General features: G+C 36.7%; 13 protein-coding genes and 2 pseudogenes. All 15 read right to left on the reverse strand.

The window, feature by feature from the left end; genetic code table 11:
- Positions 1 to 64 precede the first annotated feature (64 nt).
- Positions 65 to 598 (reverse strand): annotated as a pseudogene (locus EHLA_RS12355) (transposase); the annotation flags it as partial.
- A complete protein-coding gene (locus EHLA_RS12360; protein ID WP_096241006.1) occupies positions 576 to 1,283 on the reverse strand; it encodes an RloB family protein in 708 nt (235 codons plus the stop codon). The pseudogene EHLA_RS12355 and the gene EHLA_RS12360, both read right to left, overlap by 23 nt.
- A gap of 2 nt (positions 1,284 to 1,285) precedes the next feature.
- Positions 1,286 to 2,722: an AAA family ATPase gene (locus EHLA_RS12365; RefSeq protein ID WP_096241007.1), complete on the reverse strand. Its 1,437-nt coding sequence runs from the start codon at positions 2,720 to 2,722 to the stop codon at positions 1,286 to 1,288.
- Positions 2,723 to 2,801: 79 nt separating this feature from the next.
- Entirely contained in the window at positions 2,802 to 3,422 is a 621-nt protein-coding gene (locus tag EHLA_RS12370; RefSeq protein ID WP_278277454.1) for a ParA family protein, read from the reverse strand.
- A 151-nt stretch (positions 3,423 to 3,573) separates the two neighbouring features.
- Positions 3,574 to 4,479, reverse strand: a complete 906-nt coding sequence (locus tag EHLA_RS12375; RefSeq protein ID WP_096241008.1) for a hypothetical protein — start codon at positions 4,477 to 4,479, stop codon at positions 3,574 to 3,576.
- A gap of 92 nt (positions 4,480 to 4,571) precedes the next feature.
- Positions 4,572 to 4,844 carry a hypothetical protein gene (locus EHLA_RS12380; RefSeq protein ID WP_123864860.1) on the reverse strand — a complete coding sequence of 91 codons (273 nt, stop codon included), beginning with the start codon at positions 4,842 to 4,844 and terminating at the stop codon, positions 4,572 to 4,574.
- 100 nt (positions 4,845 to 4,944) lie between these two features.
- The gene (locus EHLA_RS12385) at positions 4,945 to 5,859 is read right to left on the reverse strand and encodes an IS3 family transposase (protein WP_055151734.1); all 915 of its coding nucleotides are present in this window, start codon (positions 5,857 to 5,859) and stop codon (positions 4,945 to 4,947) included.
- Complete coding sequence (locus EHLA_RS12390; protein ID WP_009245215.1) at positions 5,856 to 6,140, reverse strand: transposase; 285 nt, start codon at positions 6,138 to 6,140, stop codon at positions 5,856 to 5,858. Before EHLA_RS12390 ends, EHLA_RS12385 begins: the two co-directional genes overlap by 4 nt.
- A gap of 87 nt (positions 6,141 to 6,227) precedes the next feature.
- Positions 6,228 to 7,034 carry a phospholipase D-like domain-containing protein gene (locus tag EHLA_RS12395; protein WP_096241010.1) on the reverse strand — a complete coding sequence of 269 codons (807 nt, stop codon included), beginning with the start codon at positions 7,032 to 7,034 and terminating at the stop codon, positions 6,228 to 6,230.
- 238 nt (positions 7,035 to 7,272) lie between these two features.
- A pseudogene (locus EHLA_RS12400) lies at positions 7,273 to 7,542 on the reverse strand (DEAD/DEAH box helicase family protein); the annotation flags it as partial.
- A 142-nt stretch (positions 7,543 to 7,684) separates the two neighbouring features.
- The gene (locus EHLA_RS12405) at positions 7,685 to 8,098 is read right to left on the reverse strand and encodes a hypothetical protein (protein ID WP_123864861.1); all 414 of its coding nucleotides are present in this window, start codon (positions 8,096 to 8,098) and stop codon (positions 7,685 to 7,687) included.
- A gap of 193 nt (positions 8,099 to 8,291) precedes the next feature.
- Positions 8,292 to 9,899 carry a pilin N-terminal domain-containing protein gene (locus EHLA_RS12410; protein WP_096241012.1) on the reverse strand — a complete coding sequence of 536 codons (1,608 nt, stop codon included), beginning with the start codon at positions 9,897 to 9,899 and terminating at the stop codon, positions 8,292 to 8,294.
- Between the two features lie 2 nt (positions 9,900 to 9,901).
- Positions 9,902 to 10,816, reverse strand: a complete 915-nt coding sequence (locus tag EHLA_RS12415) for a class C sortase (RefSeq protein WP_096241013.1) — start codon at positions 10,814 to 10,816, stop codon at positions 9,902 to 9,904.
- Positions 10,813 to 11,685 (reverse strand): class C sortase, encoded by an 873-nt coding sequence (locus tag EHLA_RS12420; protein WP_154580682.1) that lies wholly within the window; start codon positions 11,683 to 11,685, stop codon positions 10,813 to 10,815. The genes EHLA_RS12415 and EHLA_RS12420 overlap by 4 nt, the downstream gene beginning before the upstream one ends.
- A 260-nt stretch (positions 11,686 to 11,945) precedes the next feature.
- A complete protein-coding gene (locus EHLA_RS12425) occupies positions 11,946 to 13,472 on the reverse strand; it encodes a SpaH/EbpB family LPXTG-anchored major pilin (protein WP_096241014.1) in 1,527 nt (508 codons plus the stop codon).
- Positions 13,473 to 13,633: the final 161 nt, after the last annotated feature.

The raw sequence follows: 13,633 nt of genomic DNA on the forward strand, positions 1-13,633 counted from the left end.
CAGTTCCCTTGCAATAGCTGGCGTCCGGTATCCGGCATCCGCAATTACCATAGATGGTGTGAAGTTTTTTTAGTTCATTTTCATACCAGAGAGCTTGTTCATGAGCAACTCTCTTCCTCATTTTTTTACTATTTGCGCAGGCTTTTACATGAGTTGCATCAACAAATATCTGTTCCGTATCTACAAGCTTGTACTTCATGTATTCTTCAAGAATCCTGAAAAAAATCTGCTCAAAAAGATCGGTATCTTTAAAACGACGCGTATAGTTTTTACCAAATGTAGAGAAATGAGGAACGGAATCCATCATATCCAGTCCAAGAAACCAGCGGTAAGCAACATTTACTTCAATCTCTTTCATTGTTTGCTGCATGCTTTTTATTCCGTAAAGATACTGAATAAATGGGATTTTTATAAGCATGACAGGATCTATGCTTGGTCGTCCGTTATTAGGATAGTATTTTTCTTCTATCAAGTCATAAATGAAGGACCAATCAATAGCCTTATCGATTAACCGCAACATATGGTTTTGTGGAACCATGTCATCCATACAGAACATAGGCATTTGTCCTCTCTTTTTATCCGCATTTCCCGTCATCATTCCGAATATCATCAATAATCCGACCTATATTACACGTAATCTGTCCTTTACACTGATGAATATCCTCATTGATTTTCTTTTCCTGTTCAATAGCAATCTCTATATTCTTCGCCAGTTCCCCAATTGCAGAATTCTTTTTGGAATTAATTCCCGTTCTGGCTAGTAACAACTTATAGATAAATGTCTGATGTCCATCTTTTTCATTTTGGATAATCTGTTCGGTATTTGGTTCAATATCATCTTCGTATGAATTTTCATAATGTAACAGCAGGAACAATTCAAATGCCGGATTGCTGACCGCTAATATATTATTCTTTTCACCTTCTGCTACCAATTCATCATAATCAAGTACTTTTTCTTCAAAAATATCCCCATCAAATACAACAATCATCTTATCCCGTTCTTTATCAAATGCTATTTCTGGATTTTCTTTCTGATTTTCTGCGAACTCAATCAAACGTCTTGGAAATGAAATATCCCTGTCACCCTCTGTTTTTTCAAGTAACCGGATATCGATTAATGGATGAATATTTAACTCTTTTCGTATATCAATTAACTTTTTGAAATACCATGTTTCGGTATTAGCACCCTCACATATGAAAAAATATTTACGATAAGGCTCAATCTGTTCTTCTTCATCTGTAGTTCTGCTATTCCAATTCGTATAACTTCTTACTGGAGCCAAGGCTACTCCTCCTCTCTCGATGCAGAAATACTTTCTACACTGTCGCGGCAGTCGTCAGGTGCCTGTGCAAGCACATCCGTCTGACTCGTTGCTCGCGCAAAATCAAATGTTGAAAATACCGGTATCGCACCATATCTTCCTTCCAGATATGCCTTGCTCAACACTTTATCATACCTCTCCTTAAAACGATCTAAGGAATAAATAGAGCTTGCATTTTCTGCGTTACGTTCTACAAACCAGATTTCATCCCTTCTAAAAATAGCCTGATCCATAATGGATGATTCATGTGTAGTGAACAATAGCTGCATACGCTGCTCATCATGTAGCTGCATAAACAATTGCAAAAATCGTTCTGTCAGCTTCGGATGTAAGCTTCTCTCCAATTCATCCACAACATAAAGAACATCTTCTCGTTTATTCAACAGCATATCCATCAAATCGAATAATCTTCTTGTTCCATCAGACTCTTCATCAAAACCGAACTCATAAAATGACTTATTATGCTGCAACCGGATTGTTGTGACCTTCGGTTCAGAATGTCCTTCAACTTCGATATTAAAGAAAGTTTCCTTCGACCTCATCGTCATTCTGAATGATGATTCTTCCTGCTCTTCTACTCTATTTTTTACATGCTGCATCATCTTATCAAATACTGATTTTGGCAATACATTTGATAACTCATCCAATGTAATTTCTTCAATTTTCACCTGGCTGATACCCGTATCAAATGTTTTGATCAATTTGTTAATCAACTTCAGCGAATTATCATCATAATAATATTCCAGATCAATTAATGGTATATCCGGTGTAATAATTGAAATATGGTTCTGAATCCAGTCGTATACATCCCGGAAGAACAACAATTTAGATCGTGTGCTATATTTTTTTCCGCGATTCATTTCTGTCAGGAACAAAGATGTTTCATTTCCTTCAAAATCATCTGCATAAGTTTCAAATTTATTTTTTTCTGTGTTTGTCAGCGTAATGCCATCATTTAACACCGGACGTTTACTTCCTTCTCGCTCAAAGAGACATTTGGCTGAACCATTCTGATATAATTCATATAACCATTCTCCGGTTACTTTTCGTCTACTTAAAACTGCCGAAAATCCATAAGCATAAAATTTGTCACCTACAGTAATCTGAATTTCAAAACTACTTTCTCGTTCCTTATTCTCCTGTCGATTCTTACAAAACATCTGTGTAGCTTCTATTGGAATACCATTGCAGACACTGTCTTTAAAAAATTTAAAGAACAATGCCAGATTGGTCTTTCCAGATGCATTTGCTCCATAAACGACTGCATATTTTAATAACTGGGTACTTTTTATCTTTAACCTGTGATTTGCATTTGTTCGTATTTTATTCGAGGAAATCATTGTCAGCTCTGCTGCTTTATCAAAAGATTTAAAATTTTCAACACTTACTTTTACTAACATTCTTATACACCTCCACCTTTATTATATGTTTTACTCTTCTCTCAGTCAATATAAATTTGCTTATTTAGAGATTTTTTCGTTATATATTGTTCTTTTTTCTATTTTTAACAATTTTATTTTGAGTTATGCATATAATATCAATGTATAAGTCAGCTTTAGGATTTAGCTGTCTCTGCACCTTACCGATTGTTTTCATTAACTGTGTCATACCCTTTAATGGAAGATAATGAGCCTGAACCGGAACAATTACACTGTCTGCGGCAGCTAATGCATTAATAGTCAACATTCCCAGACTAGGCATACAATCAATCAGGATATAATCATAATCCTTTTTCAAATCTGACAGATACAGCTTTAAAGTCTGCTCTCTGCTCATGGCATTTACCAATGAGATTTCCATTCCCGATAGCTCGATGTTGGTTGGAATAATGTCTACTCCTTCTTCATGGTGTAAAATGCCTTCATTATACACAAACAGTTCGTCTTGTAATATCTTCTTCATTTGTGTTTCCAATGTAATCGGAAGACTGTCTGAATCAGTCCACCCTAATGCGGTTGTTAAATCTCCCTGTGGATCAGCATCGACCAATAATACTTTCCGCCCCTGATGTGCAAGACCGATTCCCAAATTTAATGTTGTTGTGGTCTTGGCTGTCCCTCCCTTCTGATTTGCAAGGGCGATTACTTTACACTTTGTCATATAGTTTCCTCCTTCCTAGAAAAATTTAATAGCCAATCCTTTTTTCGGGACTGGCTATGTATAAAAGTTCAATAAAAAAACAACTGGTTCTTATTCGAACCAATCGTTTTTCATTACTTTAATTTTAAATTATCATACTCACAATTATTACTTATATTTCATCAAAAATACTACAAAAATTCTCATGACAATTTGTTTTGTCCTCTAATTCCACATCAATACATTTCCCACATTTAGGGCATTTATAAATTGTAGTTTCATTTCCACAATTCAAACACATCCCCCTCATATAATTATTATTACACTCAATGTTAGCAGCATCAAAAATAACCATACTTTTCCCGCAATCCCCACACTCTGCATATCCATAAAAGTGGAAATCTGAAAAAACATTAAAGCATCGAGCACATTTAAAATCCGGTGTTAAAGTTCTCGTCAAGCAATCTGGACATATGTATACTTCATCATATTCTTTACGCAAAAAATCCTCCAATTCTTTTATATAGAATGAATTTTCAAGTAATTTTGAATATTCATTTTCATTTAAATATTCTTGCATAAAAATTCTATCTTCTGTAATTTCTGCACTCATTAAAATTCCCAAGACATGTATTAATGTATATATTATTTCTTTTTCAATATCTTGCTTTTCATCTACGCTAAAATGATATGAAGAGTGTAAAACACAATTCCTATATTTCTGAAACATTTCCATATACTTATATTCTTTGCGATTAAAGCCAAATAAATATCCCTTCCCTTTTATGTAATTCTTTATATCGTCATATTCTCTAACTTTTAATTTATTTGCCAAGTATAATTCTTCTAATTCAGAATCTTTTAATTCCTTTTGTTTATTAATCAGAATTGTTCTAATTCCATACTGCGATGTCACCGATGATTTTAACGCTAATTCCAAAGCAAATTGCAAATTAACAATAGATTGAACCATATTTACATGATAATCCAGCCCTTCGTTAAAATATTTGATAGCAGAATCCAAAAAAATCACTGCATTTTTAAATAATGAACGAGCAAATTCTTTTTCGTACTTCATATTATATTAATCTCCCATAAATCAATTATATATCATTTTTTATCTCGGAAAGTAACACACTTTTCTCTAAAGGATTCGTCTAAAATGAATTCTTAAATTCCACTGTCCGTATTATCAATTTTTATTTTCTCTAAAGGTAATTTTTTAAATAAGATTAAGACCTTTTTAGACACTTCTCCCAAATTTTTTATTTCCTCTAACAAGTAATCTGCTTCTTCTTGTGCATCATTAGCCAATTCTGCAAAAATCTCATTTGCAATGTCCATAGCCTTATCTACATAGTACTCCAAATTCTCATCATATGCATCTGCATAATGATCATTGATATATTCATCTATAATATCTTGTCCATCATATTTTGCCAATTCTTCAATATTTCCCCCAAACAAAGTCTTGATATTTCCAATGATATTCTCTGGTCCTATGTCAAGATTTAGTACAAGTTAAAATGAGGTTTTCCTCATCTTAACTTGCCATCAGCAATTCGTCTTTCTGGATTCTACGATACAGTTCTTCATAATCATTTGGAGACATATAGTCACAATGGCTATGAATACGTTTTGTATTGTAAAATGCTTCCAGATATTCGAAGACCAATCGGTACGCATGATCATAATCGCGGATTTTGAAGCGGTTCAGCCATTCACGTTTGATCAATGAATGGAATGATTCAATACATGCGTTGTCCCAAGGATAAGCTTTTTTCGAATAGCTACACTGTATACCGGCAGTTATCCTCTTGTATTCTTTGGATACATACTGGCTGCCACGATCGGAATGCAGAATCAATGGTTCTTCGATTTTACGTCTTGCTTTAGCTTTATTTATTGTTTCAATCACGCAGGATACTTCCAGTGTTTTAGAAAGTGTCCAGGCAATGATTTTTCTGGAATATAAATCCATAATACTGGTTAGATAAACAAATCCGTCTATCGTCCAGATATATGTGATATCAGAACACCAGACAGCATTTGGGCGTTCCGGATTAAACTGTTCATCAAGGATATTTTGCAATTCGCTACTGAAGTCAGAATCTTTTGTGGTAATAGTCCATGGTTTTACCCATTGTGCTTTGATTCCCATTTGCCTCATGTATTTACCAACTGTACGTTCAGAGATTATTTCCCCTGATTTTCGCAGTTCTTTGGTAATCTTTGGGGCACCGTAATTCTGTTTTGATTCATCATAAATATCCTTGATTTTGGCTTTTACCGTTTCACGACGCTGTTCAGCGTTTGAAGGAACATGTTTTAGCCATGCACGGTAACCAGAACGGGAAACGCCGAGATATTTCAACATTCCGGAGACAGAAACCCGGCGTCCAGCCTTATGGGCAGTTTCTGCCTTCTCAGCAACTTCGAGATAAATGGCTTCCGTCATTTTCCCAGAATGTTGATTGCTTTTTTTAGTACATCAAGAGCGTCCTGTGCATCACGAAGTTCACGTTTTAATCGTGCGATTTCTTTTGCTTCATCAGAAGCATAATTACCGGAACCACGGCATTCGATATCACCTGTCTCACGTAGCTCCTTTTGCCAGCGTGATAATGTTTGTTGACTGATTCCTAAATTTGATGCACAGCCCTGCAGTCCTAAGTCTCTGTGATCATGATAATACTGGACTGCATCCAGTTTAAACTGTTTGTCATAGTGCTTTGCCATAATGAGATCCTCCTTCAGTGCGGTACCTACATTGTACCATGAAATATTAGATTAGGAATTCTCATTTTGACTTGTACTATTTATATTCTAGCACCGCTCTGCTTTTTCTATTACATCATCTAAATTATCAACTCCTTCTTCTGAAAATGCTCTCATATTAAAAATCTTATTAACATTCTTCAATAAATCCACATATTGATTACATATCTCCTCTGTCTTTTCCATTTCTTTAACAGACAATGTCGGATCTGTTGTATTATAATACCATCTTTCAATCCCTCTATGATCGGCTAACAAATAAAATGTTTGTAAATATTCCTCATACATTTCTCCAAACATCGCGATACTCTTTCTAATAGCTACTTCAAAAAACAAAATTTCTTCATCTGTTTTATATTCACTTGAGCTTTCTACAATCCAAGGAAAAATCTCTTCTTCTAAAAATTCGATAAATTCTGCATCTCTACTTATAAAACCAGATTCAAAATTATCTGCACTTTCTTCTGAAAAATTTGATGATCCTATATATGCAATATTATTAGTCATTATAATTTTTGCATGATTTGAAAAACAAAAATAAACTTCTGCCTTTTCAGCAATTTTCGCTGGTGATAATTTACTTTTATATAATGATATATTTTTTCTTGCTTTACTTTTATAATACTCCCCAAAATATTTTTCCCAACGCCCTGGAATATTTGAAACAATACATATTTCTGTATCTTCATCACATTTCTTTAACGCCTTCAATAAATCACTTTTATCTTTTGAAATATTATAAGTTAAAATGTGTATACTACTCGCTTCTTCAAAATCCTCAATAACTTCTGCATAAGTTAATTCATCTTTAGACATAACAAATTCTGTATTCTCAATTTTAGTACTCTTTATCATGGCTTTTATCCCCCATTAATCTATTTCATATTATTTCATTTTAAGTATATCAACTCTTCAACCCCTATACACTAATTTTCTCAAATTATATAATAAAAAAGCAGGCAATGAAAAGTCACAAAACCTCTTCATCCACCCGCTTTTCACCTATATTCCACCACTACCGCTTCCACAACATCTGGATGTTCAACCACACACATACCACAAAATACCACTTTTTTTCAATCTCCGTCTACTAGGAGACAAAATACTCCACTGCATTATGCGGAAAAAATGCCTTAAACTCACTGTAAAGCTGCGCTGCCAGCGTCTTATTATGCGCTAAAATCAATGTCGGCTTATTCAACTGTGCAATAACATTCGCCATAGTAAATGTCTTACCGGAACCGGTAACACCAAGCAAAGTCTCAAACTGATTCCCTTCTTTAAACCCTTCTACCAGTTGTTCGATTGCCTGCGGCTGATCACCGGTCGGCGCAAACTCAGACACTAATTCAAAATGATCCATGAAGCATCTTACCTCCCTCTTCATCGTAGTATGCTTCCGATTATATCAAATATACGAACAAATGTACATACCAAAATCCAAATATTTGTTCTGATTTAATGTCTTCCGCTTGAATTATTCATCTTATCGTATCGCACTTCACCTAAACTTCCTTATCCAGCTCTTTCTTAAATTGCTCAGCTGTCATGTTCGCCTTGGCTGCTGCCTTCACAACAGATAAGGTTCCATCCTTTACTAATTCTTTGAGCATCTGGATTTTTCCTTCTGCTTTTCCCTCAACCCTTCCTTCTGCTTTTCCTTCTGCTCTTCCTTCTAATCGGCTTTCGTTAATCATATCTTTTACTGCTTCACACACATTTATCTCCCCCTTTCCTTCTGGAACATAGATCGGTGTTTTTGTTATGTCCCGTATCACTCGTGCCGCATCATTATCCATATTCTGCATCTGGCTGTTATTTAAGAATCTGGACAATTCCTTCTTATCCTTTGAATACTTGATATATCCCAATACGCCTCTTAGGTTCGATGAAAATTTCTCAAGGTCATCTTCGGTCACCTACACTTTCTCCGATTATTTGATACGATTTTGTCTCTTTATATTATATACATATTTTTACATAAAAGTCAATATCTTTTGAACTTTTATTATTTTTTTGTTTAGTAATGTGCCAAAAAGGGATTGCACTTTAAAAAGTACAATCCCTTTCTTGTTATGCATATGCTTTCACTATATTTACTCACTATACTTCTTATTCACTTTTGCGTCTTTTTACGATGAGGAATATAATCACAAGGGCTGCGACTGCGCCGATTGCGATCCACATTACGATTGGATTATTATCGCCGGTCTTTGTGCTCTTTGACTTTTTAGATTCTCTTCCGGATACGGTTTCCGTTTCTTTCTTCTTCTTCCTTGTGGTTGGTTCGTCTTCCTCTTCTTCTGTGGAGCTTTCGGCTGCATCGTCTTTTACGATGTTCGTTAAGGTGATGCTGCCTTCTGTATTCTGCAGAGACATTTCTACTTTGCCTTCGCCGCTGATTTCATATGCAAAGTTATCTAAATTCAGGGCGTTACCGTTTGCATCTGTCTCTTCTACGATAAATGTTGTTTTTGATTTATTTGCGTCTATCGGAACAGTTATTCTTACCGTATCATTCTGTTTTAACTGTACGACCTGAATCTTTTCTTTTCCTGTTGAACCGTCGGAGGATTCTTTCTGCTTATAAACGGTTGCGTAGAAGGTGTCATCTACTGTAGTTGTCTGATTATTTTCTATTACGTTTTTCTTAATAGAAAGTTCTCCACTCGTCAAATATTCATCCGGAATTTCTGAATAAATATTGGCGATGTCCATCTGTTTTTGTGCGTGATCTTGCAGCTGGACTTTATTATCTGTGATGCTGCCTGTCGCATCTTCTTTTGATGTATCGGTGTCGGTCTTTGTATCGTTTGTATTGTTTGTTCCGTTTCCGACAACCCAACGATACTGTTTTTGATTCTTGTCTTTTTGTGGAGCATTTATTTTGAGTGGTGTGCCTTTCTGCTCGGTCTCAAATACATAGTATGTTCCATCTGGAAGATTTTCAAACTTTGCTGTTGCGGTGCTGCTGTCTTTAAAGGATAATTCCTTTACATAGTTTTTTCCGTATGGGATGGTTCCGCTTTCGTCACAGAAGAGTCCTACATAGTACTTTGTTTCTGTTGATTCTGGAGCGATTAACGGTGTTCTTTCTAATGTATCCGGATCTTCATATAAAATATGCTTGGTGACTTCGATAGAGCCGTTGGTATCTGCCTTCTGTGCTTTTGGAGATACCTTTACATCATAGATCCAGTTCTGACCGTCTTCCATATATGGAATAGCAACTAAAAATGGAGAAAATACTCCGTAAGGATTGCTTACCGGCTGTTTGATAAGATAAATGCCCTGGTCTAAATCTTTGAAGTCTGCTTTGCCGTCTGCATCGGTGTTTACCGTGGTGGTCTGCAGAGTGGCTGCTGTTGTCTTATCAAGAGCGCTGATCGCATCATCGAGTGTTTTGGCTGCTGTCTGATTGCTCTCCCCTGTTGTGATGTCGTTTAAGTTGACTCCGGTAGTGCTAAGGGCATCTACCGTGTTAAATGTCAGGTGATCTCCGCCCTCTACTACGGTTCCTACCTGATACATGCGGATTGGTACATTGTCCCGGTCCGTACCGATGTCGGAAAGAGTTACTTCGATACTTCCCTTCTTATCCTTATCATAACTATCTGCCGCCTTGCTCTGTGCCGGAAGCAACAACCCCGCTATCATCGTACAAGTGACAAGAAAAACGGACAGATATTTACTGCACTTTTTTCTTCGTATAGATTTCATCACTATTTACCTCCTTTTTCCCTGATCTGTCTCTGACGCCTTGCGCGCCTTTCCATTTCCCGACGTTTTTTCTCCCGCCTTGCCTTTATCCTCTGTATGATAAAATAAATAAGCAGCAACAGGAGCAGTGCCACAGACACTAATAATGTCTTCTGCTTCAGAAGCCATTGCCATAAATTCTCTTTCAATGCTTCCTTCGCATCTTTTGTCTCTCCTTTATATGGAACACGCATAGCGTGGATCAAAAGCCTGTGTGAGTTAATTCCGTACGGTGTACAGGTAACAAGCGTTGCTAAATCTCTTCCCTGCTGTATCGCAAGGCTCTCTACGTTAGATGGTTCGACTGTTTCAATGTTATAAACTTTATACGCAAGAGTTTTATCAAGGATATGAAGATAAAATATATCATTTTCTTCAATCTGATCAAGATTGGTAAAGAGTTCCGCACTTGGAAGTCCCCTGTGTCCTGTAAGGACGGTGTGGGTACTTCTTCCCCCTATCGGAAAAGAAGTTCCTTCCATGTGCCCGACACCACGCTCTAGCACTTCAGCGGAAGTTCCGTGGTAAATCGGCAGATACACTGAAATCTTCGGTATCTCGATACTTCCCATAACTCCGGTATCTTCTTCTAAATTCAAGATCTGGTTATAATCACTGTCTTCCTTGTTTCCTTTATCAGAAAAGGCATCGGTAAGCTGTGGGGTCGTGCCCGCTAACCGTTCATTATACGCCTTTGCTTCCTGCCAGTATTTCTTCTTCTTCTCTTCATTCATCTTCTGGACAGTATCGTCATATGTTGTCAATACTGTTCCCTGGTGCAACTGGTTATACAGAGTACTCAGCGTCGGGTAATTCAGTATCAAAAATCCAATCGCAAGTAGCAAAACTGCCAGTATTCCTACGAACTTATTTCTCATTTCTTCTTAACAACCCGCTTTCTCTTCATTCGTCTGCGCCTCTTCTTCTCCTGATACCTGCGATAAATAAAAGCGATCAGCAGTAAAATCACTGCGATTATCGCTGCCAGAACATATGCCTTCCACTTAGAATCCTTCTTCGTCTGCGTACGTTCCTTCTTCTTCGCTTCCCGATACGGAATTCTTGTTCCCCGCACTAAAAGACGATGGGAGTTAATTCCGTACGGTGTACAGGTAACCATTGTCACATAATCTTCATTTCTATCAATCAACAGATCACTGGTATTTTCCGGCAATACCACTTTGATCTGATTTACTTCATAAGCCAGTGTCTGATTCAGTACATGAATGTAAAAGACATCTCCTTCCTTTACCTCTGTAAGATTATCAAACATTTTTGCAGACGGCAGACCGGTATGGGCTGAGATAACAGCGTGTGTTCCTCTTCCTCCTACAGGAAAAGAACTGTTTTCGAGATGCCCTGCTCCTTTCTCTAAGGAAGTGCTGTCTGTTCCATGATAGATGGGTAAATATACTTTGATCGACGGTATCTCGATGGAGCCCATCACGCCATCTCCGTCAATGTTTAAAATATTGTTATAATCCGCATTCTGCTCTTTCACCGCATCCGCATCAAACGGGTCGGTCAGTACGACATTACCGAGCAACTGTGTGTTATATATATGCGCCTTATCCAGTTCTTTTTTAAGCTCTTTTTGTGACATCTGCGCCGCTTTCTCGTCATAGTCTTCAATAACCTGCCCTTGATGGCGGCTAATATACCAGTCACTAAATGCAGGATAGAGAGTGATCCCAAGACCTGCCAGAAAGAACAGGCATAGTATTGCATTTATGATCTTCTGTTTCATCCTGTTCCCATCCTTGTTATAAACCAGAGAGAAACCAGATGAGGTTCCTCCCTGACAAAAAGTATGCCTTGTATTGAGCGGCAGTCCCGCCCACTCGGTCACTGCCTTGCCCCACTAATCAGTGAAGCATCCACACAAAAAACCTTTTTCACCTGCGGGCGTAAACGCCCGCAGTATATATCAGATTCACTTCATAATTTAAATAAAACGTATTTGTTCAAATATTAAGTCTTAATTAGTCTGTGCGCTATCGCTGCTGACTATGCTCTTTTCTTCTTAGAAGAAACAAGGAGAAGAACAGCACCAGCCATAACTACAAGACCACCGATTGTGAAGATGTATGTACCCATACCACCGGTAGATGGAAGGTTGAAGCCTTTTTTGTTAGTTACAGTAAATGTAAATCTTTCATTGCCGTTATCATCTTTTTGTGAAATTGCTTTTTTATCCTTACCATCATAATCATAGGTGAATGTTGCAGGTGTATCCGCAGCCGGAGCACTAATTGTAATCTTAATAGGGTTAGCTAATAATGTATATCCACTAGCTGTTTTAGTCTCTTTCAAGTAATAAGTTCCAGCAGCCAAACCATCAAATGTAGCTGATCCGTTGCTTGTTGTTTGTGTATCAATTTTTGTTGTGTTATCTTCTTTATAAAGCTCAAATATAACACCGTTTAATGTTTCATTTTCACCCTGTTTGGTTAAAGTGAAACCATAAGTATAAACTTTAGGTATATTTGTTTCCTGACTCTTTTCCTGACCAAAATCAATAATAGCTTTATTAGTATTAGCATCTGTACCTATCTTAGCAGTCTCTGTAACAGTTGCACTATAAGAAATAGTAATTTTCGTATTAGGATTTGCATTAATCCACGCTTGAGCAAAGACTACCTTAAATCCTGGTTCAGCTATATTTTCAACATTATAGTCTGTGCCTTCGGTTAAATTCTCCTCTTTTCCCTGTGCCTTTACTACTATACTATTCATATCAACTTCTAATCCTTTAATTTTATCAGTTACATTAAACGTATCTGATCCTTTTGTTGGAGAAGTTGCTGTGATTTCATAAGATACTGTATCACCAATATTTGCTGATGCAGTTGTATGTTTATCATCTACTGTACCTGAAATTTCATTTTCTCTAGTAACGCCAGTGATTTTCTTTTCACCAAATGCTGCATTATTCTTTGGAGTTGCTTTAATATCATAAATCCACTTTGTTCCAGGTTCCTCAGAAGTTCCAATATTATTGCCATTACCATCTTGACCTGATGTAGATGGTAATGAAACAATAAATGGAACACTTTCATAATATGTAGTATTTGTTGCTGTTGGTACCGTAGTCTCTGCTACAATATAAATACCTGGGTCAAGATTTTCAAATGCAGTCTCACCGTTACTCTCTGTAAGTTGTTCAGGTCTAGCAACATGATTTCCATAGTCCCTTTCAACCTGCTCCGCACTTGTAAATGAACCTATAATTCCTTTAAAATCAGCTGTATTTACATCTGATATTGTTGTACCTGTATTGTTTTTGTCAACTACAATTTTTCCATTACTATCTTGCTTAAAAGTTAATGCTGTATATACAGTAAATCCAGCATCCTTTAATGGTTTGTTAGAATCCTGTGTTGTTTTATGTACAGTAATTCTACCCGGTTTCATAACGAAAGTATCTGTCGCTCCATAATTATTTCCCTCTGCATTTGCCATTGCTGGTAATAAGGTAATTGCCATCATGATTGCTGTTGTTACAGCCAATAATTGTTTTAATAATTTTTTCATAAATTATTCCCCGCTTTCTTTGTGTTTTATGAAGTGTCTTTGTGTTTCTATATTATGAACAAAGCGAATGAGCTTTGTTATAACTTATATTATTTGTCTCTGCCCCTCACCCCAAATAAGGAGCAGAGTGTATATGTTGTTACTATGCAGTTTGCATCTTG

Source organism: Anaerobutyricum hallii, from assembly GCF_900209925.1.
GTDB classification, from domain to species: domain Bacteria; phylum Bacillota; class Clostridia; order Lachnospirales; family Lachnospiraceae; genus Anaerobutyricum; species Anaerobutyricum soehngenii.

Excerpts from the sequence above, each read along its gene's own strand:
- EHLA_RS12390 (WP_009245215.1), bottom strand. The coding sequence starts at position 6,140 with ATGGCAAAGCACTATGACAAACAGTTTAAACTGGATGCAGTCCAGTAT.
- EHLA_RS12385 (WP_055151734.1), bottom strand. The coding sequence starts at position 5,859 with ATGACGGAAGCCATTTATCTCGAAGTTGCTGAGAAGGCAGAAACTGCC.
- EHLA_RS12395 (WP_096241010.1), bottom strand. The coding sequence starts at position 7,034 with ATGATAAAGAGTACTAAAATTGAGAATACAGAATTTGTTATGTCTAAA.
- EHLA_RS12370 (WP_278277454.1), bottom strand. The coding sequence starts at position 3,422 with ATGACAAAGTGTAAAGTAATCGCCCTTGCAAATCAGAAGGGAGGGACA.
- EHLA_RS12410 (WP_096241012.1), bottom strand. The coding sequence starts at position 9,899 with ATGAAATCTATACGAAGAAAAAAGTGCAGTAAATATCTGTCCGTTTTT.
- EHLA_RS12420 (WP_154580682.1), bottom strand. The coding sequence starts at position 11,685 with ATGAAACAGAAGATCATAAATGCAATACTATGCCTGTTCTTTCTGGCA.
- EHLA_RS12425 (WP_096241014.1), bottom strand. The coding sequence starts at position 13,472 with ATGAAAAAATTATTAAAACAATTATTGGCTGTAACAACAGCAATCATG.
- EHLA_RS12365 (WP_096241007.1), bottom strand. The coding sequence starts at position 2,722 with ATGTTAGTAAAAGTAAGTGTTGAAAATTTTAAATCTTTTGATAAAGCA.
- EHLA_RS12415 (WP_096241013.1), bottom strand. The coding sequence starts at position 10,816 with ATGAGAAATAAGTTCGTAGGAATACTGGCAGTTTTGCTACTTGCGATT.
- EHLA_RS12375 (WP_096241008.1), bottom strand. The coding sequence starts at position 4,479 with ATGAAGTACGAAAAAGAATTTGCTCGTTCATTATTTAAAAATGCAGTG.